Here is a 23738-nt window from a genome sequence, read left to right as displayed (position 1 = left end):
CGCAGTGCTGCAGTTCGATGACGTCGTCCACGCACCTGTCGGCAAACTGAAGGAAGCCGTCGACGACTGGTCCGAGATGATCACCAAGCTGGAAAGGCTCGCCGACGACGCCCGGCTGGGCATGAAGGCCAAGTCCGACAAGGCGGATTGGGAAGGCGTCAACGCCGCCGTCACCAAGCCGTTCATCACGAAGACCGCCAAGGAATTCGACGACGCGGCGGCCCAGGCCAAGGGCATCAAACTCCTGCTCGAGGATGCGCACACCTCGTTCAAGACGGCGAAGGAGGCGCTGGTCAGGATCAGGGACGAGGAAGGACCCGCCGCCGGCATCCACGTGGACGCCAAGGGCAAGGTGAAACCGCGGCATCCGGTCGAGGACGACGCAGCAGCGCAGCACGAGCCCGACCGGGCTCTGTACGCGGCAACCCTGCGCAAGCAGGAGGAAGCCGTCCGCTCCTGGCAGAAGAAGATCGACCGGATCGTCGAGGACTGCTCCGACGCCGACGACTCACTGAAGCGAGCCCTCGCCGCGAACGTCACGGACGACCACAACTTCACGGCACCCAAGTACAAAAGCCTCGACGCGGAACAGGTGGCACGGGCGGCAGCTCTCGTCGAGAAGGTCACGGGAGAAGGCGGCACCGCACGCAATGTGGCGGCTCTCAGAGAACTCGAGGACCTCCTCGACGACAACCGCGCCGACCCCGAGTTCTCCGTCGGCTTCTACCGGAAGCTCGGCGCGGAAGGCACCCTCGAGGCATACGCGAACATGTCCCTCAACGCGACATCACTCGGCCCGGCAGGCCAGGACCGAGTGAACATGGTGCGCAACATCCAGGGCGACATGGGGGCGATGCTCGGCCTCGCCACCCAGGCGTCGACGCCGAACCATCTCGACGCCACCTGGACCACGCAGCTCATGAAGGCAGGCCGCAAGGAGCTCGACGTGTCGGGCTCCACCGGGCTGGGCACCAAGGTGTACGGCTACCAGGCCCTGGGGGCACTCCTGCGGGAAGGCACGTACGACAAGGACTTCCTCACCACCGTGGGCCGCGACATGGTGGCCCTGGACAAGAAGAACCCTGACATGTGGAACCGGGACATGCCGCACAGCCCGGCCATGGCCATCAACCTGGACGGCGAGGGCGGCAAAGGCTTCAACCCACTCACCGGGCTGATGGAAGCCATGAGCAACAACCCCGCGGCGTCCGCGGAATTCTTCAACGAACCACTCCGCGAGGACACCAACAAGGACGGCATCGTCACCCGGTCGGACGCGGCGATCAAGGGCAAGGACGCCCAGGGCATGGTCGACTACATGCTCGACAAGAAGCCGACCGCCGACTGGTACGACACGACCATCGGCGGAGAGACCGCTCCCGGCCAGACGGCACTCGGCAACGCATTGGAAGCGGCGGTCACGGGGCGCGTACCGGGCGACAACGACGCACCCCCGGTGTCGCACAGCAGGGCCATGAGCAGCGTGATGGAGCAGGTCGTCGCGAAGATCGGCGCGGACCCGTCCCTCGTAGCCGCGAAGCCCGGCGACCCGCCGGGCCCGCTGAGCGGTCTGGCGCCGCAGTTCGGCAACATGGCGGCCGAGTACATGCCGGACCTGCAGGCCACTGCGGAGAACGGGGCGGACCAGATCAAGCCGTTCGGGGTGATGGCCGAGTTCGACAAGGCGGACATGGCCGCATTCCTCGGCGCGGTCGGTCAAGACCCCCAGGCCTACGGCGCCATCACCAACGCCCAGCAGGCCTACACGACGGCACTCGTGTCCGATGTGTTCCACAACCCTGAGAAGCACGGCGACACAGGTGCGGCCGTGCGCAACGCTGTCCATCCGGGCGGCGAAATCGCGGGCATTATGACTGAGGCCAGGGCGCAGGCGATCCACGACGCGAAGACTCACGAGGCGGCGGAGTACAACGCGGGTGTGGCGGAGAACGCGAAGTGGACCAACCGGGTCATTGACGCGGTGGGCGGCAAGTACGTCGAGATGATTCCGGTGGGGGGTGACGTGATCATGTGGATCAAGGAGGACGTCACTGAGTCGGCGGTGAAGAGCGCGGAGAAGGACATGGCAGATGATGCGCGCCGCGAGTCCGCACGGAACTACACCGCCTCCGAGGAAGCAGCCAAGGCCGCTGCCACGGCCGCCGTTGAGGCCGGCGCCAGAGGATCAGGCCTCACCACTGAGGAAATCAAAGATTACGCGGGATCAGCCTCCACTCAAATGGCGGCCGCTCACACCATCGGGCGCAGCCTCCTGGACAGTTCGCACCCTAACGGGAGTTAAGCATGCGTCGACTCGGCAAAATCGCCACGATGACCTCGACCCTCATGCTATTGATCACGCCCCTTGTCGGCTGTTCGAGAGCCGAGACGAAGTCGGTTCCCGAACTACCCGAGCGAATCTGCTGGGACATCTTCGCCCGCAAGGATGTGGCCCCACTCCTGCCAACGGGCGAGGAAGCCACCATCGACGTCGATCCATTCGTACTCGACGAATCACTGGACGAGCCGATCTGCTCCCTCTACATCGACGGAAATACCAAGTTCCAAGCATTCGCGCGTTACCAGAACTTCGAGGATGGAATCGATTGGTCCAGTTACGACCCAGCAAATCCCGAACCAATCAACGTCGGGAAGGAGGCAATCGTCTGGCACAACGGTGCCGCGTCATACATCTCCTGCGAGCCCTCCAAATCTCCCTCGACTCCCGGAAAGTACATCGATCTACGCCTCTATACCTTCGGCTCACCGGACGACCAGACGGCGCGCAAAGCCCTGCCTGCAATGCTCAAGCAATTCGTGGCGTTCGCTCAGCGTGAGCTGAAATGCCCGTAACAGGCAGGCGAGCCCCGAGGGCGAGCTAGCTCGAGAACTTGAGCGCCGGCTCGGACTCCAGCCCCCCGCCCCCGTCGCACTTCAACTGCCGCGCAAGAGCCAGCGACGCCGAGTGCACAACCGTCGCATTGGCGTCCCGCAGTTCCCCCGCGTCCCCGTCCTGCGGCAACGCATTGCGCACCTCGGTCTGGATGTACGCCGGGCTTTCTTTCGATCCCGCCAGCTGCTCGCTCGTGCACGAGAACCACAGGAACCCGTACTGCGTGCCCACCGACGCGCGCTCCCCCATCTCGTACGGCGTCAGTTCCTCCGCGGTCTCATGGCCGCCCTTCGCCGTGTCGGCGTCGGAGAGAGCGAACTTGATGCGCACATCAGCAGGGCCGTTGCCCCAGTTCTCCTCCGACGAGACCGCACAGAGATCCGCGTCGACGGCCGGCCCCGACGGCGTGCTCAAGGGTTTCCAACCGGCGACGAGCGTCTCCGCGGCACTGCGGGTGTCGTCGTCATCCGTCGAACGAAGGTCCGTGCTGCCCGTCAGGCGGGCCAGCGCCTTCTGAGCGGCGGGCGACATGGCGCCGCCGCAGAGTTCCGCCGCGGCAGACGTCTCGCTCGTACCGCTCGCCTCGGCCGGCCCGTCGCTCGCGCCGTCGCCACTGCAGCCCGCCGCGCCGATACAGATGACCGAGGCGGCGGCCAGCGCCCCGAGCACGCTCCTACGGTTCTTCACGCGATCCCCTAGCCACCCGTCTCAGGGTCCTGTCCCTGCTGGTCTTCCTTCGAGTTGCCCTTGATGTAGCCGAGGTCGGCGGCCTGCTTCAGATCCATTCCGAAGTCACTGTCGGGCTTGATCTGGTGCCGAGCGATGAAGTCGTTGAGAGCCGCCTGCGAGTTGTCCTCACCCGCAGTGTAGATATTGGTCCGCTGCTCTCTGATCTGATCCTCGATCTTGTCCTTGTGCTCTTCCTGCGCGGCCTCGGACCAGTCGCCTATGAACTGGCCGGCAAGCTCTTCCGCCGCCGCGCTTCCCTGGTCGATCGCCAAGGGCACGAGGATGGCCGCTGCGCCTGCCGCTGCTGCCGTGGCGGGCAGGAAGGCGACTCCCGCCGCGATGGCGGCACCGGTGCCGAACTGGATCCATCCGGACCTCTTCTCGAGGGCCTTGTTGTATTCCTCGTCCTTCTTCATGTTCTCGGCTGTGACCTGGTCCGCCCGGGACTGGTCGAGCATGCCCTGAACTTCGGCACCGGTGTATACAGCGGACCTGGCAGCGCCCGTATCGAGCTTCCCGTCGGGACCGACGGCTTGCGTGTCCAGCATGCCGTTGGTGTAGATGCGCTCGGCCGTCGCGATCGAGGCGTACGAGTCGGGGTGCTGTCCCAGTGTGCTGAGGAAGCTTCGGGCGTCGCTGCGCCCGAAGAGGGCGTGCTTGTCTTCCTCGCCCGGTTTCGGGGCGAACATGCTGTCCGACTTGTTGTCGTTCAGCGCCCAGTTGATGTCGTCGATGTACCCGGCGCCCATTCGGCCCAGACTGTCGGCCATGGCCTCCTGGTGCTTGAGGAGCCCGGCGTCGTTGCCGTACTTGGTGACGACTTCCTTCATGATCTCGGCGGTCGTCTCGTCCCGGACGAGCTTGGGGCTCGGATCGTCGTACGCGTGGCCGAGCGTCGCGGACTCGAGAGCATGTCCGAAAGCGTCGGGCATGTAGTTCATGGACTCCTTGGCGTCATCGGGGTGATGCCCCACGATGTCGGGGAAAGACTTGTAGTCCTTGTTCCCGAAGTAGTCCAGGTAGCTGGTTATCTCCTTGCCGTCCGCGTCCTTCGGAACGCCACCCTTGTAGGTGCCGTCCTCGTTGTACGCCTTCGGGTCCGACGAGAAGAATTCCTTTGATGCCTCCGGGCTGTGCCCGAGTGCCTCCAGCATGCTGACGACCGGGTCGTAGCCCGCCCCGTTCTTGCCCGACGGGTTGAAGGGGTGTTTGTCGTAGCCGAGCGTGCTTTTCGTGTCGGCGAACATGTACGGGTCCTTGGCATGCAGCTGGACCACGTGTTCGGCGATCGGGTTGAGGAACTTCGGGTCGTAGTTCCCGTACCGCATGATGCCGCCGAGCAGCTGGTACCCGTAAGGGCCGTTGTAGTCGTGCTTGGCCAGGGGTATTCGCTCGGTGCCGAGCTTGCGCATCTCGTCGCCCCACCGCTGGGACCACTTGTCTTCCTTGCCGGAGGGGTCCGTCGCCGTGGCAAGGTTGAGGCCGAGGTTCTTCTGGAGCTCCTGGACGTCCTTCAGACGTTCCTTGTCCTGCTTGGAGTAGTCGTACGTGTCCGTGGACAGCTGCCCGAAGAACTCCAGGGCGCCCTTCGGGCCGAGGCCGTCGTAGAAGGTCCGGGAGAACACCTTCGAGTCGTGGTTGTCCTTGAGGAGCTCATTGAGCTGCTCGAGTTCCTGGTGCGAGAGGTCACGGCCCTTTTTCGCGAGGTCGACCGCCCGCTGGGCCTCTTCGGCGTCGATGCTGCTGTATTTCGGGGCGCTGAAGTTGTGCTTGTCGCCGGTGATGTTCGCCTTGAGGGCGTTGGACACGGCGATGTCGGCGTCGTCGCACGTCTCGATGATCGCGTCGACACGTTTCTGCATTGCCTCGATCTTCGCCCGCTGGGCCCGCAACGCCTCCGGATAGTCCGGGTCGTGCCGCGCGCCCTGGTCCTTCTCCAGTGGATACGACGCCTCGACCTTGCCGTGGGAGGTGATGACCAGATGCTGGGCCGGCGCCTCGGTGTCCATGAGCTTCTTGAGGTCGTCCTTGGCCTTCTTGAACGCCTCGTACCCGTCCGAGAGGATCTGCTTTATGCCCTTGGCCGCCTTCGCCGCGTCGTCGAACTCCTTGGCCGTCTTGTCGACGAACGGCTTGGTGACTTCGGCGTTCACCCCGCGCCAGTAGTCGTCCTTCGCCTTCGCCGCCATCGTTGACCGGGCGTCCGTCGCGAGGGTCTCGAGCTCGGTCGTCATCTTCGACCAGTCGTCCACCGACGCCTTCAGCTTGTCGAGTGGAGCGTGGTACACGTTGTCGAACGTCAGCATGGCTCCCCCGAGCTACTTCAGATACTCGTTGATCTTCGACACGGAAAGAGAAGCGACGATGTCCTTCTCTTCCTTCTCATGCGACGCCGCACTGTAATCCAGATGGTTCGAGATGTTCGCACACGCGTCGAGCAGCGTATTCAGCTGAGAGCCCCATGTCTCGTGCACCGTCGACATGGCCGCGCCGGTCCGGAAGCCATTGCTGGTCATCATCGTCGCAGCCTCGGATGTGCTCGCATTGGCCTGCTTGCCCACCGTGCTCAACCGACCATGCAGGACATACGCGGCACTACCGATAGCACCCAGCTTGTCCTGGTTGACGCTCAGATTGGCATTACTGCTGCCGCTTCCGCCCTCGTCGGGCACTTGGTTCAAGCGCATGCCGACATTTGAGGTGGCCTCGGAACGGACCGAAGCCCACTCGGTCTCGAACGACATGAATCCCCCCGGAACGTGCGCAAACGATATACGTGTGCCAACGGATCGCCGACCCGAACACATTACGACGAAATCGAGCCAGCCATAACTGCTGGTCGGCTACTTCTGCATTCCGTTCCACGCGCTCATGCTTACGAACCGAGCCCGGGACGGCCGCGACGCCGAACTCGACGGTGCTGTCGGTGCAAGCCAGGAGGCGAAACTTGAACGCCGGACGAGGGCGACTACATCGTGGGTGAGGCTCCCAGGCCCTTGACCCGCTCGAGGTCGTCGCTGAGGGCACCCCCGCACCGTTGCCGGGGGTGACGTCATTGCGATCGGCGCGAAAGCAAGCAGGGTGGCGCGACGAGGCCTGTTCAGGCACGGGGTGCGGGAGTGTGGGTCGTCGACAAGAACGAGTGCCAACAGCCTCGAACTCGAGTCGGCACTCCCGCACATGGTCTGGGCGGAAGGCAGGGGCCAATCTCTGGGCCTCGAGGTCGGCGGCAACCGCGCCTGTCTCCACGACTCGCAGTCGCTGACCGCTCTGCCGGTGTTCCGACGAACCTTGCCGGTGCTGTCAGTGAGCGGCCTGGCGATGCAGCACCGACCGCCACGGCACAGTGCTTCTCAGAGGCGGTCGGTGCAGCATCGGTCCGGAGCTAGCCGTTGAAACGCCGCGAACGGACGACGGACAGAGCCACAGCAGCACCGGTGATCACCGCGGCACCAACCCCGACGGAGATCCACAGCGTGGCGCTGCTGCCGCCTTGGGGCGCGGTCGCGGCGTCCGCAGGCCGCTTCGTCTCCGCGTCCTTGCCGGCTGCGGGCTCAGCGGCCCCCGCTGACGGTGACTCGGAAGCACCGGCTGCCAGATCGGGCAGCGGATACTCGTCGGCCAGGCCCGGATCTCCCGGCGTCTTGAGGGCGCGCAGCGGACGTACTGCGCCGTATCCGACATGATTGTTGCGCTTGTTGCCGCTTGTCGGAGCGCTCACAGTGTTGAGCATGACTCGGAGGACCTGGTTGTTGGTCCATTCGGGGTGCTTGGACCAGATGAGAGCGGCGGTGGCGGAGGCGAGAGCGGTGGCGTCACTGGTGCCGTGAGAGCGGCAGAGACCTGTCTTGCCTCCGCAGGCGTGCACGATTTCGTCACCCGGTGCGGCAATGTCCACCTGCGGTCCGTACTGCGATTCTTCGGTCTTCTTGAGGTCCTTACCGATGGCACCGACGCCAACGACACCGGGCGTGGCGCCTGGGTACTCGGGGTCGTTCTCCAGATCACCACTGTTACCGACAGCAGCGAACAGCAGGGAGCCTCGGCCCAGTGCGTACTTCACCGAAGCGGTGAGCTCTGCAGACCCGTTGTTCCACCCGATGGACATGTTGATGACCTTGACGCCTTGATCAGCGGCGTACCTGATTGCCTCGGCGGTGAGCTTGTTAGATCGCTCGATCACCTCCGGCCTGTTGTTGTCCCAGTGGACGTCGGGCAATCTGATCGGGACGATCTTGGCATCAGGCGCAAGGCCGAATGCTCCGTCGCCGCCGCCACTCTCCCCGGTACCGGCGATGATGCCCGCAATGCCCGTGCCATGGCCATCGAGGTCAGTTCTTGCATCGCCTTTCTCACCGATTGCGAAATTCTTGCCCTGGAGTACCTGGCCTCGGAGATCACCGTTCGTGGCGTCCACACCGCTGTCGATGACGGCAACCTTTACGCCCTTTCCCGTGCTGATCTCCCAGACCTCCTCCGCCCCCATTGCATCGAGATGCCACTGCTGAGATCGGACGCTCTCCGCATGCGCGGGTGTACTGGCGACGCCCAACAGCAACAGCCCCATCGTGGCCGCTCCGGCTGCGCGCCAACGCAGGGGTCGGCTAGTGCTGGTCGTCATCCATTTCCTCAATCTTGGCTTGGAACGATCAATCGATGACAGGCGGTGCCACACGACGGCTCGCCTGCCAAGTCTCCTCGTCCTCGACGAGGTAGTCGGGGCGTTCACCGTTCGGTCCAGTTCGTCTGTCGCCGGTGCCCTGCGTCGAAGCAGCAGCACCACGCATGAACGGCTGACCCGACGCCTGCCCAGTGGGCCCGCCAGTCGCCCCGCGTACTAGACCCGAGCCACCTGGTGTGAAGGGACGCGCGCCGGCAGCACCAGGCTGCTGCGGCCGACCACCGACGATGCCTCCAGCCTCTGCAGCAAGGCGACGACCCGAGCCGCCGGCCCCCTGGCCTGTATTCATGCCACCAGTCATCTGTCCACCGCCATGAGCCATCGGCGGTCGCCCGTGGACGCTCTCACCTCCGACCACCGTGGTCCGCGGGATGCCCACGGCAGGCTTCCCTGTTGTCGAAGGCACCTGGCGACCACCGGTGATCCCCGTGTCGCGAGGCATTCGGGACGCCTGGGGACCCACCGGGCCCGGCCCCCCGGGCTGCCCAGGGAGGATCGGAGGCCGCACGCCAGGCATACCCTTACCGGTCGGGTTCTGCGTCGCTGCCGGCACAGGCTTTCCGGTACCGAGCGAAGGGCCCACGGGGCCAATCGGGCTGGGCCCCACTGTCTCGGGCCGAACCGGACCTGGCGCAGGAGTGACGGGGGGCACGGTTGGAGCAGTCGGCGGCAGGGTCTGGACGCTGTCAATCTCCATGGACACAGGTCGCTCTTGCCGTGATGCGACGGGAGTAAGGACATCGCCCCTGTCTGCGGGCTCCGCAGTCGCAACGTCACGTCGTGCAGGCTGAGCGTATGAAGTGGCGTCGGACTGCGCCACCCCGCCGGTCGTCCCAGAGCGGGAAAAGCTCTCCTGGCCGTAAAGCCCGCCGCCCTCCGGCACGAAGCGGTCCGGCGGCGGCTGGAACGTCGGGAGTTCCTGCGTTTCGATGCGCGTCTTGGACGCAGCATACGCGCCCGCCAGCTTGTTCATCTGGGCAATCGCCTCATGGCGCTTCTGGTCCAGATCCGCACGCGCCTTGCTTGCGATGTCGTCCGAGTCCGGGTCGTTCCGGTGCTCCAGGGCCGCTTCCAGATTGGCCTTCGAGCCTGCGATGTCCCTGGGAATCGCGGACTTGACTTCGGCGATCACGTTCGCCGCGTCGGTCATCGCCTTCGACGCCTCGTCGCTGTAGTCGGCGAGGCGGAACGTGGCGCTCGACAGGCTGGCCCCCCAGTCGACGAAGGCCTGGAAGCCTTCGCCCTCCCATTCCACCCGCTCCGGACGGAACTTCAACTGCTGCGCGATTTCCCGTATGTCGAAAGCAGCCTCCGACAGCCGGTCCGCCGCCGCCTTCACCGAATCCTTGTCGGCCTGGTCGAGCCACGCCAACATCTGCTCATGGGTCAGGCCCTCGAAGCTGGTCCGTCCCCCGCCGCCACCACCACCGGCAATCTCAGCCACTTCTCCGCCTCACTCGTCCCCGTGGTTCTCTTCGTCCTGGAAGTCCGTCGTGCCGCTACTGGAGCCCGCCGACACCGGCGGAGTCTCCGCCGGCCGGCGGCTGTCCGTTCGCGCCGGGGTCGGTCTGACCCTGTTGCTGCTCCTTGGCCTTTTCCTGGGCCACCGGATCACGCTTCGGGTCGTAGTGCTGCTGGGTCCGCTCATGGATGGCCAGCATCCGGCGACGCACGTCGTCGTCCATGGTCTGGTACCCGTCCTTGGACGCCACGACCGCGATGCCCATGCCTTCCATGCAGTCCTTCAGGAGTTGCGAAAGCTGCTTCAGCTGGTCGATGACGGTGCTGTAGGCGTCCGCGAGGCCGTTGGCTTCGACCCAGTACGCACCGCCGCCACCGAACTGACCGCGCTTCAGCACCTCTTGGGCAACCTTGTCGGGCCCCGCCGGCGAACCGTTCAGCTTGATGATCAGGTCGTCGACGCGCTTCTTGAACGACGTCATCGACTCCGGGTCGTAGAGCATGGCGGCCAACGCGGGGTTGACCATGCGCAGCTGTCGTTCATCGCTCGACATTCCGCCTGTCGGCATCGGCGGGCCGTACACCGGCCGCCCCGTCCCGTCGTCCTCCGCCACGAATGCCTCCCCGTTTACACACGTCTGCAGGGATCACTCTACCGAGTGGGCATGACACAGTGCACCCCTGGATTGCACTAGCAACCCGCCGACTACGTCACGAGTTTGGAACAGCCACCGCCGCCTGGGGCCTGATCGGCAGTCGGTTGATCGGGCGGCCGGTGGCCGCGCGGACCGCGGAAGCGATCGCGGCCGGGGACGTGACCACCGGCGCAGCGCTCGCGGGCTTGGCGCCGAAGGGGGCCACCACGTCGCGTTCTTCGACGAGTTTCACGATGCGAATGTCCGGCGCGTCCAGGGCTGTCGGGAGGGCGTAGCCGGTGAGGTCGGGGTGCCGGATCAGGCCGCGGGCCGTGCGGAGGTTCTCCGTGAGGGCCGCGCCCACGCCCTGGGTGACGCCGGCCTCGATGCGGGTGGCGAGTTGGGCGGGGTTGAGGACGCGGCCGACGTCCTGGGCCACGGCCATCTCGACCACGCGGATCGAGCCGAGTTCGATGTCGACGTCGACGACGGCGCGGATCGCGCAGAACGCCAGGCCCACGAAGGCGTCGCCCTGGCCGGACGCGTCCAGGGGCTCCGTGGGGTGGGGGCGGCACTGGGCCGTGGCCCACAGTTCCTTGCCGTCCATCGCTTCGGTGACCGTCGTCGACAGGACGCCGTCGTACGAAGTGATCTTGCCGTCGGTGATCTGGAGGAGCTCCGTCGACATGCCGAACTTGTGGGCCAGCGGCTGGAGGAGCTGGGTGCGGACCATTTTCGCCGCGCGTTCCACCGCTCCGCCGGAGACCCAGGTGTGGCGGCCGTGGGCGGCCGGGCCGGCCGGGGGCTGGTCGGTGTCGACGGAGGCCACGCGGACGTCGTCTATGCCGAGCGTCTCCTGGACGATCTGGCGGGCGAGCGTGGTGAATCCGGAGCCCGTCTCGACGGCAGCACAGATGACCGTGGCGGTGCCGTCGTGGACCTTGACCGTGGCGGTCGAGACCTCGTCGGTGCCTTCTGCGCCGAGCATGTGGACCATGCCGAGGGCGTAGCCGACGCCGCGGCGTACCGCGCCCGGTTCGCCGGCTCCTTCGGGGCCGCCCGGGAGGAGCCAGTCGTCCTCCGGGGAGTCCTTGGGGAGGGGCGGCAGGGGGAAGTCCCGTACGGCTTGCAGCAGTTCGGCCACCGGGGCCGGGCAGGTGACCGTCTGGCCGGTGGGAAGGATGTCACCGGTGGCCAGGACGTTGCGCAGGCGGATCTCGGTCTGGTCCAGGCCCAGTTTCGTGGCGAGCTTGTCCATCTGCGCCTCGTACGCGGCGCAGACCTGCATCGCGCCCTCGCCGCGGACGTGGCCGGACGGCGGGTTGTTCGTACGGACCGCCCAGCCCTCGATGTGGGCGTGCGGGACGACGTACGGGCCGCAGGCGAAGGCGACGGCGGCGGCCAGCGACTCGGAGGAGGCGTCGGCGTACGCGCCCGCGTCGAGCAGCAACTGCGCCTCGACCTTGACCAGGTGGCCCTCCGAGTCGGCGTGGTGGCGGTAGCGCAGCAGGGTCGGGTGGCGGTGGGCGTGGCCGAGGAAGGACTCCTCGCGGGTGGCGGCGAGTTTGACCGGGCAGCCGGTGCGAAGTGCGAGCAGGCCGAGGGGCAGTTGGAAGCCGGGGTCCTCGCGGTCGCCGGTCGCGCCGGGGACGCCGGTGACGACGACCTTGACGCGTTCAGTCTCGAGGCCGAAGCAGGCCGCCGCCAGGTCGCGGTCGGTGTGCGGGTCGGTGGAGGCGACGTAGAGCTCGACGCCACCGTCGGGGCGGGGCACGGCCAGGCCGGCCTCGGCGCCGATGGGGGCCGGGTCCTGGCGGCCGATGCGGTACAGGCCCTCGACGATCACCTCGCCCGTCACGTCCGGGTCGCCGTAGCGGAGCGGGATGTGGCGGATGAGATTGCCGTCGGGGTGCAGGGGCTCTGCGGCGAAGGCCTTCTCGGGGTCGGTGACCGGCTCGAGGACCTCGTACTCGACGGCGATCGCCGCCGCCGCGAGGCGAGCCGTGTCGGGGTGGTCGGCGGCGACCGCGGCGATCGCCTCGCCGTGGTGGCGGACGATGTCGGCGGCGAAGACGGGCCGGTCCGCGATGCGCCTGCCGTACGCGCCGTCGCCGGGGATGTCCTCGTGGGTGACGACCGCCCGTACGCCCGGCATCTCGAGCGCGGCGGAGGTGTCGACGGAGACGATGCGGGCGTGCGGGTGCGGCGAGCGCAGCAGCGCCGCCCACAGCAGGCCTTCCGCCCACAGGTCGGAGGCGTAGGGGAACGTGCCTTCCGTCTTCGCGCGGGTGTCGGCCGCAGGGAGGGAGGCGCCGAGGCCGTGGGCAGGAGCTTCCGGCTGAGGGCTGTCGACCGGCTGCGGCATCGCAGTGGTGGCCGCGTCGTTGCTCACGCCATGCCTCCGTCGTGCGGGTGGACCTGCACACTACCTGCGCCGGGGGGCGCCTGGTGCGGGATGCGCGGTTCCGCGCCCTCGTCCGCCGCGGCCTCCGCATCCGCCGGGTCCGTGGCCGCGGCGCTCGCCGCGCGTTCGGCGACCACGTCGCGTACGGCGTCGAGGACGCCCCGGTAGCCGGAGCAGCGGCAGAGGTTGCCGCACAGGGCCTGGCGGGTCTCCAGTTCCGTGGGGGCGTGGTTGCCCTCGAGGAGGTCGTGGACGGTCATGGCCATACCGGGGATGCAGAAGCCGCACTGGACCGCGCCGCAGGCGGCCAGCGCGCGCTGGACGTCGGAGGGTTCGCCGTCGGTGGCCAGTCCCTCGACGGTGCGGACCTCGGAGCCCGCGGCGGTCGCCGCGGGAACCAGGCAGGAAGCGACGAGGCGGCCGTCGACCTGCACGTTGCAGGCGCCGCACTCGCCCTGGGAGCAGCCGTCCTTGGCGCCGGCGAGGCCGAGGCGCTCGCGCAGCACGTAGAGCAGGGACTCGCCGATCCAGGCGTCGCTGACGGGGCGGTCGGTGCCGTTGACGCGCAGCACGTAGGACGTCGGCGGGTGCTCCTCGTTCCCGTTCGGGAGGGGGTCCACGTCCTCGGGCAGCGCCGGGGGCGCGGGCTCCTCGGGGGCGGTCTCGGCCGGTTCAGCGGACGAGGACGCGGACGAGGACGTGGAGGCGCCGGCATCGGTGACGGAGGTCGCGGGGGCGGTCGTGGCGGTGTCCGCGCCCTGGGGCAGCGGATCCGCTGCCGCCGCCGGTTCGGGGGCATCGGCCGCGGCCGGCTCGCCCGCCTGCTCGCGCTCCGCCTGCTGCTCCTGTGCCTGCTCTTGTGGCTTGGCCTGCTCCTGCTGCTCCTGCTCCGCCCACGGCGCAGGCGCTCCCCCCGGCAGCGTCGCCCACGGCGCGGGCGCGCCTCCGGGCAGCGTCGCGGGCGGAGTCGTAGCTCCCGGAGCCATGCCTCCCCAAGAGGCGGCGTCTCCCGACGGCAGCGGGAATTCGCCGGAGTCGGAATCCAGGTCCGCGTCGCTCTCGGCCCCGCCGGCGGGCGCCGACGCGGCGTCCGGGTGCAGGGGGTAGCCGGATACGGATCCGGGCTGCGGCGATGCACTCGGCTCCGCCTCGTGGAAGGTCCACTGGCCTGTGCCGTTCCGCTCCGCCGGCTCCTGAGCCTCCTGGGCGGCAGGCTCCGGCCACTGCGGCGCCCAGTTGCCCGTCGCCGCCGGGTCGGCGGTCGCCGCGGGCGTCAGCGGAGTGATCATCGGTGGTACGTAGCCGTGCCCGGGGGCCTCGAGCGGGGCGGCGTCCGCCGTGAACTCGGGCGGCAGCTGGAAGAAGGCCGTGGCCTCTCCGTCGTACTCGCCGCCCTGCGGCGTGGGCTGCCAGCCGCCATGGTCGCCCTGCGACCCGTACGCCTCGTGCGTGCCGTACGAACCGTAGGAGCTGTACTGGTCGTAGTGCTCACCGCCGCGCTCCGGCTCGTAGCCGTCCGGAAGTTCCCGGAACTCCGGCGGAAGGCCTTGCGGGTTGTCCTCGTTGCTCACGACAGCGCCCTCCCCAGTGCTCGTCGGGCCAGCGCGGCGACCGTGCGCCGCATGTGCAGTACGGCCGGAGACAGTACCGGTTGCTCCTCGCCCGCCGGGACCGGTGCCGGGTCGGGGATGCAGGCGGCGGCGACGTACTCGCCGAACGCGGCGAGCGCCTCGCCCGCGAGGCCGCGCTCGCCGTCCCAGTCGATCAGCGAGGCGATCCACCGCTCGGCCTCCAGGGGCCGCAGCGGCATCGGCGCGATGGCGCCCACCGCGCAGCGCACGCCGCGCCGTGCCGGGTCGAGGACGACGGCCACCGAGGCGGTGGCGCGGCCGGGGCCGGTGCGGCCGGTGGCTTTCAGGAAGACCTGCGGGGCGTGCAGGAGCGGTACCCGTACGAAGCCGATCAGTTCGGCCGGGCCGAGCATCTCCCGGCCGGCCAGCAGGTGGGACACGGGGATCTCGCGGCGGGCGCCGCCGGGACCCGCGATCACCAGGTCGGCCTCGAGGGCCGCCAGCACGGGCAGGGTGTCGCCGGTGGGGGCGGCGCCGGCGATGTTGCCGCCGAGCGTGCCCGCGTTACGGATCTGGGGCGGGCCGGCCGCACGCGCGGAAGCGGCGAGCGCGGGGATGAGGGCCGCGAAGTCGGGGCGGCCCATCCGGGCGTGGGTGAGGCCGGCGCCGAGCAGGGCGTGACCGTCCTGGTAGCGCCAGCCGCGGATCTCGCTGATGCGGCCGAGGCCGACCAGCCCGGCGGGACGCAGCTGGCCCTTGTTGACCGCCGCCATGAGGTCGGTGCCGCCCGCGACGGGAACGGCGGCGGGCATGGCGCCGAGCGCCGCCACTGCCTCGTCGAGCGAGGCCGGCAACGTCACCGACTGCGCCGTCTGCGGTGAGTGCGTGGTCACCCAGCTGCCCCTTTCCGGTGTCCCGGCTGTCCCACCTGTGTTGCCGTACCGTACGTGCTCACAGGGCGGACGTGGCAACTCTGGCACATCTTCCGGATTGACCGACGAGAGGGTCCGCGAAGGGCGTATCCGCCCCACTGGTTGATGCTCGCCACAATGGTCCGGTTTACCCATTTCTTGTTGGAGCGCCCGGCCGGACCGGGGCTTCGGCGTCGCACGCCCGCCTCGCCTCCGGTACGGCGCCGGCGCGTCCCTGGAGCCCGGGGCTCATACGTTCGGTGGCGCGCCTTCGATCGGGCGTCCGAGGACACCGGGACGCCGCTGCCACGGCAACGGGCCTTTGGGCGGCCGGTAGTCGACTCCGAGCGCGTCAAGGCGGCTGTAGTGGGCGGCCATTCGGCGTTCGAAGTCCGTGAAGTCGCGCTCGGCGGGAGCGGGCAGCCGGGACCAGGCGACCTCGGCGAAGGCGGCGAGGCGCGGGAAGACCTGGTAGTCGACGCGGGCGCTGTCCTGCATGACCTCGGTCCAGACGTTCGCCTGCGTGCCCAGCACATGCGCGGCGGCCTCTGGGTTGAGCGCCGGGGGCACGGGCTCGAAACGGTAGACGTCCTCGAGGGTGCGTACGAACCCGATCGGCATCGGTTCGTCGCCGTCGGCCTGCCGGTGGTCCAAGTACACCTGCTGCTCGGGGCACATGACGACGTCGTGGCCGGCCTCCGCGGCGGCGATGCCGCCCTTGTAGCCGCGCCATGAGGAGACGGCGGCGCCGGGGGCGAGGCCTCCTTCGAGGATCTCGTCCCAGCCGATGAGCCGTCGGCCCCGGTCGGTCAGCCAGCGGTCGAAGTGGCGGATGAACCACGACTGGAGTTCGTCCTCGTCGGCCAGCCCCAGCTCCTTGATGCGCGCCTGTGCGGCCGCCGAGGCCTTCCACTGGTCCTTGGCGCACTCGTCACCGCCGATGTGCACGAACGTGGAGGGGAAGAGCTCGAGGACCTCCTCGAGCACGCCCTCGTAGAAGCGGAGGGTGTTGTCAGTGGGTGCGAGTACGTTGGGACTCACGCCCCAGTTGTCCCAAACTGTCAGGGAGGTTGTGTCGATGACGTCCGCGTTGCCCAGTTCCGGATATGCGGAGATGGCGGCCTGCGAGTGCCCGGGGATGTCGATCTCGGGGACGACGGTGATATGCCGCTCGGCGGCGTAGGCAACGATCTCCCGGATGTCGTCCTGCGTGTAGTAGCCGCCGTGGGGTTCGTCGTCCCACAGGGGTGAGGCCCGGTGTCCGTATTTGGTGCGCGCCCGCCATGCGCCGACTTCGGTGAGCCGGGGGTGGCGCTTGATCTCGATGCGCCAGCCCTGGTCGTCGGTGAGGTGGAAGTGGAAGACGTTGAGCTTGTGCGCGGCCAGCAGGTCCAGGTAGCGCAGGACGCCGTCCTTCGGCATGAAGTGCCGTGAGACGTCGAGCATCATGCCGCGCCAGGGGAACCGGGGCGCGTCCTCGATCGTGACCGCGGGCAGCTCCCACTGCGCGCCCTTCGTCAGCGGCGCCCGCCGGTGGGCCGCCGGCCCGAGGAGCTGCCGCAGGGTCTGCGCGCCCCAGAACACCCCTGCGGCGCTGCCGCCTTCGATCCGGATCTCGGGGCCGTCGGCCACGAGGCGGTAGCCCTCGTGGGCAACGCCGGTGTCGATGGCCAGCACGATGCGACTGGTGGCGGCGCCGCCGTCCCCCTGAGCGTCGGCGTCCGCGGCGTTGCCGGCGTGGAGCGGCAGCCCGGTGGCCGCGCCGACGGTGGCGCGCAGCCACTGCGCCGTTCCCTCCGTGCCGGGGCGGGCGTCGATCCACGTCCGCTCGTCGAGTACGCACAGGGCGGGTGAGGATGCCGTCCATGCGGCGCTGCCGGGCGCCGGGATCAGGTCGGTCACGTGGTCTGTCATGCCGTCAGCCTTTCAGTCCTTCACCGCGCCGCCCAGGCCGGAGACCAGACGCCGCTGTACGAGTACGAAGAAGACGAGCACCGGCACGGTCATCACGGTCGACGCCGCCATGATCCCGCCCCAGTCGTTCTCGTCGGGCTTGAAGAAGACCAGCAGCGCCATCGGCAGGGTCGACTGCGAGGTGTCGCTGATGATGAACGACTTGGCGAACAGGAAGTCGTTCCACGTCGAGATGAACGAGAAGACACTCGTCGCCACGAGCCCGGGGAAGACCAGCGGGAAGAGGATCTGCCACAGGAAGCGGGTGCGGCTCGCGCCGTCGATGTACGCCGCCTCCTCCAGGGCTTCGGGGACCGCTTTGACGAAGCCCCGCAGCATCCAGACGGCGAACGGCAGCGAGAAGGCGATGTGCGGCAGGATCAGCGAACCGAGGGTGTTCAGCTGCCCGAAGTCGCGCATCAGGAAGAAGAGCGGAATGGTGAGCGCCTCGACCGGCACCATCTGCGCCACCAGGAACATGATCAGCAGCGTGGTGCGGAACCTGAATCGGAAGCGCGTGACCGCGGTGGCCGCCAGGAACGCGATGAGGGCCGACGCGAGGACGACCGTCCCGGCGACGATGAGGCTGTTGACGAAATAGCCGCCGAACTCCTCCTGCCGAAAGACCCGGCGGAACGAGTCCAGTGAGGGCGCGAGGGTCCACGGCTTCGCATCGGTGGACTGGATCTCACCGGCCGGTTTGAAGGCGGAGAGAACCATCCAGTACAGCGGAAAGGCGACGGCGACCGCGATGACGAGCGCCGATGCCTCCGCCACGAGCCGCCAGGGGCGCCGGACCCGCAGGGACGCACGCCGGACACCGGGGGAAGTGCGTCCGGCCTGCGGGGAAAGCCGTCGGGCACGCGGGGAAAGGGGGCCGCGAAATCCGCGCCTTTCGAGGCTCATATCTCTTCTCCCTGGCGCCGCAGAAGCCGCAGATACACGAGCGTGACCGCCAGCAGGATCACCAGCATGACGACGCCGATCGCGGAGCCCAGGCTGTACTGCGACGACGCGAAGGCCTTCTGATAGGCGTACACGTTGAGCACGAGATTCTGTCCGGCAATGCCTCCGCCGTTCGTCATCACGTAGATCTGGGTGAATACCTTGAAGTCCCAGATGATCGACTGGATGGTGACGACCACCAGGATGGGCCGCAGCATCGGCGCCATGACGGAACGCCAGATCCGCCACTGCGAGGCCCCGTCCAGCGAGGCCGCCTCCAGCGCCTCCCCCGGAATCGCCTTGATGCCCGCGTACACGGTCACCATCACGAACGGGAACGAGCACCACACGACCTCGAACAGGACGAGCGCGAAGGCGCTGTAGCGGCCGTAGGTCCAGGAGAAGTCGCCCAGCCCCAGCAGGCGGTTGACCGGGCCGTAGTCCGGGTCGAAGAGGAAGACCCAGACGGTGGAGCCGGTGATCGCCGGGGTCGCCCAGGCGCCGAGTGCGGCCAGCATCAGAGCGAGTCGTGGCAGGGCGCGCACGCGGGTCAGCAGGACGGCCAGCGCGCAGCCGACAGCGAGGGTGGTGATGACGCACGCCGCGGCGAAGAGCAGCGTCGCCAGCAGCACCTGCCAGAACTGGCTGTCCGCGAACAGCGCCCGGTAGTTGCCGAGCCCCTGGAAGGTGGTCGGTTCGCCGCCGCTGACCTGTGCCTGGGTGTATTCGAGGAAGGAGATCAGACCGAGCTGGTAGATGGGGTAGACCAGCAGAGCCGCCAGCACCACGAGGGCGGGTGCGAGGTAGAGCCAGGGTGTCCACCCGCCTCGGCGGCGGGTCCTGGTGGCGGGCGGCGCATTCGTCCGCGGCGGGCGGCGGCCCGTGGTCCCCGTGGCGACCACGGCCGGCTCCGCGGCAGCTGTCCTGTACGCCATGGGCTCAGCCCGCGTCGGTGAACGCGGCGTCCATCTTCTCGGCGGCGTCCCCGGAGGCCGTGGCGATGCCCTTCTTGCCGCTGACGATCTCCTGGAACATCGTCGGCAGGACGAGCGAGGCGTCGATCTGCCCCCAGGCGGGCGAGGCGGGGACGAACTTGGCCTCGGCGCCGAGCGTGGTGATGAAGGGCTCGACGAACGGCCGCTTCTTCGCCGCTTCGGTGCGCACGTCGGTGTAGGTCGGCAGGAAGCCCATCGCGTCGAAGAGCTTGCCCTGGGTCTCCTTGCCGGCGAGCTGCTTCATCAGGTCGACCGCCAGGGTTCGGTGCGAACTGCTCTTGAGTACTCCGACGTTGTTGCCGCCCGCGAACGCGGGGGCGATCTCGCCGGCCTTCAGGCCCGGCAGCGGCACGACCGCGTACTTGCCCTTGACCGAGCCGGCGTCGACGGCCTGGTGGCTGAAGTCGCCGCCGATCGCCATGGCCGCCTTGCCGGAGGCGAACGCGGTGACGGTGGCGTTGCCGCCCATGGACGCGCACTTGGCGGCCGGGCAGTTGTCGTCGCCGAACAGGGACGTGTAGGCCCTGATGCCCTTCTGGGCGGCGGGGCTGTCGATGGCGGAGGTGTAGGAGCCCCCGCTCTCCTCGGCCAGTTCGCCGCCGTGGGCCCAGATGAAGGGCATGGCGCCGTAGGTGTAGGCGCCGCCGACGGCGAGCCCGTAGAGGTCCGGCTTCTGCTTGTGGATCTTCTTGGCGGTGGCGATGAGCTCGTCCTGGGTCTTGGGCGCCTCGATGCCCAGGTCCTCGAAGACGTCGGTGCGGTAGTAGAGCGCGCGAACACCGACGAAGAGCGGGGCGCCGTAGATCCTGCCGTCGACGGTGACGGACTGCTTGGCCGTGGGGTCGGTGTCCTTGGCCTCGCTCCAGGCGTTGAACTCGGCGCTGACGTCGGCGAGTCCGCCGTCCCTGACGTAGCCGGCCGTGTCGGTGTTCCCGTACTCGATGACGTCGGGGGCGCTCTTCGGGTCGTTGAACGCCGCCTTCATCTTCTGGGCGCGCGTCTCGACCGGTATGTACTCGACCTCGACCTTCGCGCCCCTGTGCGCTTTCTCGAAGGCGGCGACAGCGGCGTCGACGACCTGCCCCTTCGGCTTGTTGTTGACCTCCTGGAACAGCCAGACCCGCAGTGTGCCGCTCTTGTCGTCCTGCTGTGCGCTGTTGTCGGAGGTCTGGGGGGCGCAGGCGGTGGCGGTGATCCCCGCCAGCACAAGTGCCGCGGCCCTGGCGGCTGTTCGGGAGATGAGCTTCATGCGTGGACCCCTACGAATTGGCGTTGCAGCATACGCAACGGGTGTTTCGCACTGCACAACACGCAGGAGGCTAGAGCGGGGCACACGGCCGGACAAGAGGTCTCAACCACTCTGTGACCGGGTGAAGCACTGCGTGCAACGGCAGCCGCCGCCGCAAGACGGAACACAAACGGCCCCCGGGAGCGCCGAAGCGCGTCCCGGGGGCCGTTGCCGACCGGTCGGAGCGGTTACTTCTTGTCCTTGCCGCCCTTGCCCTTGTCCTTGTCGCCACCCGCGCCCATGGACTCGTAGATCTCCTTGCACATGGGGCAGACCGGGTACTTCTTGGGGTCACGCCCCGGCACCCAGACCTTCCCGCACAGTGCCACGACGGGAGTGCCGTCGAGGGCACTCGCCATGATCTTGTCCTTCTGGACGTAGTGCGCGAAGCGCTCGTGGTCGCCGTCGCCGTGCGACACCTGGGGTGTCGGCTCTACGAGGGTCCCCGTGCCTGTCCCGCGCTCGGGCTCAAGAGTGCTCATGGGCTCCAAGGGTACTCACGACACGGCCCCTGCGGGAGCAAGGCCCTGCCGCCTGGGCCAACCGGCCCAGAAGGGCCGGCGCCGGGGAACCGTTCAGGGATTCAGTTCAGGCTCGGGTCGTCCGGGTACGTCGCGAACATGGCCAGCTCATTGCGCTGGCGTCGCAGCACGGAGCGCCACAGGCTCTCCGGGTGGGGCGAGGAGACGTCCCCCGGCTCCGACTCCACGACGTACCACGCGCCGTCCTGGAGCTCGTCCTCCAGCTGGCCGGGACCCCAGCCCGCGTAACCGGCGAAGATCCGCAGGGAGCCGAGCGCCCCTCCGAGCAGCTCCGGCGGGGCCTCCAGATCGACGAGGCCGATCGCCCCGTACACCCGCCGCCAGCCGACCGGGCCCTCGTCGCCGGGGATCACCGCAACGCCGAGCGCCGAGTCGAGGGCGACGGGGCCGCCCTGGAAGACGACGCCCGGTTCACCGGCCAGCGCCGCCCACGACTCGAGAATGTCCTCCACGACCACCGGAGTGGGCCTGTTCAGGATCACCCCGAGGGAGCCCTCGTCGTCGTGATCGAGCAGCAAAACCACCGCCCGGTCGAAGTTCGGGTCAGCCAGGGCGGGTGCGGCGACAAGCAGCCGGCCTGTGAGCGAGGACACCTCGGTCATGCCAGACATGATCCCGCATCTTCGCGTTCCGCGGGGCCCGAGCGCGGGAGTGCACCCCCGCATCCGCGGGCATGCGCACGATGGGCGCAGCTCAGCGGGTGCTGCGCGCGGAGCGGACGCGGAGGCGTCGCGTCCGCTTCCGAGGGGCGGGACGGTGACGGTACGCGAGGCCCGGCGGACACAGCGTGTTGTGCCCAATTCATTACGGCCGAGATGGGTCCTCACCCTTACGGAATCGGTGCTCCGCCCCCTTACCCTTTTCTCTGGCCACCCGACCGCCCTTCCCTCGCTTCGCCGGGGGGAGCCCTCCGGAACGCGAGATTCATGACCGGCACAGACGATGTACTGCTTGTCCACGGCGGAACCCCGCTCGAGGGCGAGATCCGCGTCCGCGGCGCGAAGAACCTCGTGCCAAAGGCGATGGTCGCCGCCCTGCTCGGCAGTGGCCCGAGCCGGCTGCGCAACGTGCCGGACATCCGTGACGTGAGAGTCGTACGCGGGCTGCTGCAGCTGCACGGGGTGACGGTCCGCCCCGGCGAGGAGCCCGGTGAGCTGGTCCTCGACCCCACCCACGTCGAGAGCGCGAACGTCGCCGACATCGATGCCCACGCGGGCTCGTCGCGCATCCCGATCCTCTTTTGCGGCCCGCTGCTGCATCGGCTCGGCCACGCCTTCATCCCCGGCCTCGGCGGCTGCGACATCGGCGGTCGGCCCATCGACTTCCACTTCGACGTGCTGCGCCAGTTCGGCGCGACGATCGAGAAGCGCGCGGACGGGCAGTACCTGGAGGCTCCGCAGCGGCTGCGCGGCACCAAGATCCGCCTGCCGTACCCGTCCGTCGGCTCGACCGAGCAGGTGCTGCTGACGGCCGTGCTCGCCGAGGGTGTCACCGAGCTGACCAACGCGGCGGTCGAGCCGGAGATCGAGGACCTCATCTGCGTACTGCAGAAGATGGGCGCGATCATCTCCATGGACACCGACCGGACCATCCGGATCACCGGTGTCGACAAACTCGGCGGCTACACGCACCGCGCGCTCCCCGACCGCCTGGAGGCGGCCTCCTGGGCGTCTGCGGCGCTGGCGACCGAGGGCAACATCTACGTGCGGGGCGCGCAGCAGCGCTCGATGATGACGTTCCTGAACACGTACCGGAAGGTCGGTGGCGCGTTCGAGATCGACGACGAGGGCATTCGCTTCTGGCACCCCGGCGGGCGGCTGAAGTCCATCGCGCTGGAGACGGACGTGCACCCCGGCTTCCAGACGGACTGGCAGCAGCCGCTGGTGGTGGCCCTGACCCAGGCGACGGGCCTGTCCATCGTGCACGAGACGGTGTACGAGTCGCGGCTCGGCTTCACGTCGGCGCTGAACCAGATGGGCGCGCACATCCAGCTGTACCGCGAGTGCCTGGGCGGCTCCCACTGCCGCTTCGGCCAGCGCAACTTCCTGCACTCCGCGGTGGTCTCGGGCCCCACGAAGCTCCAGGGCGCGGACCTGGTCATCCCGGACCTGCGCGGCGGTTTCTCGTACCTGATCGCCGCCCTGGCGGCGCAGGGGACGTCGCGGGTGCACGGGATCGACCTGATCAACCGGGGCTACGAGAACTTCATGGAGAAGCTCGAGAAGCTCGGCGCGAAGGTTGAACTGCCGGGCGGCCCGATCGTCTGACGGCGCGGCCGATGCTGTGCGGATGGCCCTCGCGGAATGCTCCGCGGGGGCCATCGTGCTGCCCCCGCTCGCGGCGCCGCGCGCCGTCCCCTCGGCCCCGCCTTCGCCCGGTTCACGGGGCGCTCCGCGCGTGCCGTCGCCTCCGCCCCGCGTTCGCCCGGGACGCGGGCTCGCCCGGCCCCGCCGCGAGTGAGGCGCGGGGCCGGGGGCGGAACCCTGACAGGACGGGCCGGCGCGCACCCCCACCGTGCACGCCGCCCCGAGCCCCTGCACAGAGGCGCGTCCGGCTCGACGGGGGCCGCGCCCGGCCCGTCGGCGATCGCGGCGCGGGCCCGGGACGGCGGCCCACCGCCATACCCGCCCAGAGCCGCTGGGCCTTGGCCTCATCGGCGGCAGCCTGACCTGCCTCGTGGCCGCACGCTGGATCGTGTCCGCGCAGGAGCGCAGGGAGTACCGCAGCTTC

At 68.7% G+C, this 23738-nt stretch carries 18 protein-coding genes; 3 read left to right on the top strand and 15 right to left on the bottom strand.

Annotation, left to right across the window (positions count from 1 at the left end; translation table 11 throughout):
• The first annotated feature begins 4 nt into the window (after positions 1–4).
• Together ABZ070_RS13555 and ABZ070_RS13550 are read left to right on the top strand one after the other, a co-directional pair.
• On the top strand, positions 5–2302 hold the full coding sequence (locus ABZ070_RS13555; protein ID WP_356633210.1) for a DUF6571 family protein: 2298 nt from the start codon (positions 5–7) through the stop codon (positions 2300–2302).
• Positions 2303–2331: 29 nt separating this feature from the next.
• Positions 2332–2853, top strand: coding sequence for a hypothetical protein (locus ABZ070_RS13550; protein WP_356633208.1), 522 nt, complete (start codon positions 2332–2334; stop codon positions 2851–2853).
• Between the two features lie 25 nt (positions 2854–2878).
• Here ABZ070_RS13550 and ABZ070_RS13545 read toward each other — a convergent pair whose 3' ends face one another.
• From ABZ070_RS13545 to ABZ070_RS13475, 15 genes are all read right to left on the bottom strand, one after another.
• Complete coding sequence (locus tag ABZ070_RS13545; protein WP_356633206.1) at positions 2879–3562, bottom strand: hypothetical protein; 684 nt, start codon at positions 3560–3562, stop codon at positions 2879–2881.
• Positions 3563–3588: 26 nt separating this feature from the next.
• Complete coding sequence (locus ABZ070_RS13540) at positions 3589–5928, bottom strand: hypothetical protein (RefSeq protein ID WP_356633204.1); 2340 nt, start codon at positions 5926–5928, stop codon at positions 3589–3591.
• A 12-nt stretch (positions 5929–5940) separates the two neighbouring features.
• Entirely contained in the window at positions 5941–6366 is a 426-nt protein-coding gene (locus ABZ070_RS13535; protein ID WP_356633202.1) for a hypothetical protein, read from the bottom strand.
• Positions 6367–7007: 641 nt separating this feature from the next.
• Complete coding sequence (gene mycP, locus ABZ070_RS13530) at positions 7008–8189, bottom strand: type VII secretion-associated serine protease mycosin (RefSeq protein ID WP_356633200.1); 1182 nt, start codon at positions 8187–8189, stop codon at positions 7008–7010.
• An 82-nt stretch (positions 8190–8271) separates the two neighbouring features.
• Positions 8272–9747 (bottom strand): hypothetical protein, encoded by a 1476-nt coding sequence (locus ABZ070_RS13525; protein ID WP_356633198.1) that lies wholly within the window; start codon positions 9745–9747, stop codon positions 8272–8274.
• 55 nt (positions 9748–9802) lie between these two features.
• Positions 9803–10378 carry a hypothetical protein gene (locus ABZ070_RS13520; protein WP_356633196.1) on the bottom strand — a complete coding sequence of 192 codons (576 nt, stop codon included), beginning with the start codon at positions 10376–10378 and terminating at the stop codon, positions 9803–9805.
• A 97-nt stretch (positions 10379–10475) separates the two neighbouring features.
• Positions 10476–12764, bottom strand: a complete 2289-nt coding sequence (locus tag ABZ070_RS13515; RefSeq protein ID WP_356633242.1) for a xanthine dehydrogenase family protein molybdopterin-binding subunit — start codon at positions 12762–12764, stop codon at positions 10476–10478.
• A 23-nt stretch (positions 12765–12787) separates the two neighbouring features.
• Positions 12788–14374, bottom strand: coding sequence for a 2Fe-2S iron-sulfur cluster-binding protein (locus ABZ070_RS13510; protein ID WP_356633194.1), 1587 nt, complete (start codon positions 14372–14374; stop codon positions 12788–12790).
• Positions 14371–15267 carry an FAD binding domain-containing protein gene (locus ABZ070_RS13505; protein WP_356633192.1) on the bottom strand — a complete coding sequence of 299 codons (897 nt, stop codon included), beginning with the start codon at positions 15265–15267 and terminating at the stop codon, positions 14371–14373. The genes ABZ070_RS13510 and ABZ070_RS13505 overlap by 4 nt, the downstream gene beginning before the upstream one ends.
• Positions 15268–15534: 267 nt before the next feature.
• Positions 15535–17199, bottom strand: coding sequence for a beta-N-acetylhexosaminidase (locus ABZ070_RS13500; protein WP_356633190.1), 1665 nt, complete (start codon positions 17197–17199; stop codon positions 15535–15537).
• Between the two features lie 12 nt (positions 17200–17211).
• Positions 17212–18144 carry a carbohydrate ABC transporter permease gene (locus ABZ070_RS13495; RefSeq protein WP_356633188.1) on the bottom strand — a complete coding sequence of 311 codons (933 nt, stop codon included), beginning with the start codon at positions 18142–18144 and terminating at the stop codon, positions 17212–17214.
• Positions 18141–19118, bottom strand: a complete 978-nt coding sequence (locus ABZ070_RS13490; protein ID WP_356633186.1) for a sugar ABC transporter permease — start codon at positions 19116–19118, stop codon at positions 18141–18143. Before ABZ070_RS13490 ends, ABZ070_RS13495 begins: the two co-directional genes overlap by 4 nt.
• A gap of 4 nt (positions 19119–19122) precedes the next feature.
• A complete protein-coding gene (locus ABZ070_RS13485) occupies positions 19123–20427 on the bottom strand; it encodes an extracellular solute-binding protein (RefSeq protein WP_356633184.1) in 1305 nt (434 codons plus the stop codon).
• A gap of 227 nt (positions 20428–20654) precedes the next feature.
• Positions 20655–20948: a DUF3039 domain-containing protein gene (locus ABZ070_RS13480; RefSeq protein ID WP_356633182.1), complete on the bottom strand. Its 294-nt coding sequence runs from the start codon at positions 20946–20948 to the stop codon at positions 20655–20657.
• A 101-nt stretch (positions 20949–21049) separates the two neighbouring features.
• The gene (locus tag ABZ070_RS13475) at positions 21050–21610 is read right to left on the bottom strand and encodes a YqgE/AlgH family protein (protein ID WP_356633180.1); all 561 of its coding nucleotides are present in this window, start codon (positions 21608–21610) and stop codon (positions 21050–21052) included.
• Between the two features lie 324 nt (positions 21611–21934).
• Here ABZ070_RS13475 and murA point away from each other — a divergent pair, with 324 nt between their 5' ends.
• Positions 21935–23275 carry a UDP-N-acetylglucosamine 1-carboxyvinyltransferase gene (murA, locus tag ABZ070_RS13470; protein WP_356633178.1) on the top strand — a complete coding sequence of 447 codons (1341 nt, stop codon included), beginning with the start codon at positions 21935–21937 and terminating at the stop codon, positions 23273–23275.
• Positions 23276–23738 lie beyond the last annotated feature (463 nt).

It is taken from the genome of Streptomyces sp. NPDC006283 (genome assembly GCF_040613325.1).
In the GTDB taxonomy this organism is placed as follows: domain Bacteria; phylum Actinomycetota; class Actinomycetes; order Streptomycetales; family Streptomycetaceae; genus Streptomyces.
Note: the sequence above shows the minus strand (reverse complement) of the source record. Positions and strands in the feature narration are given on the sequence as shown.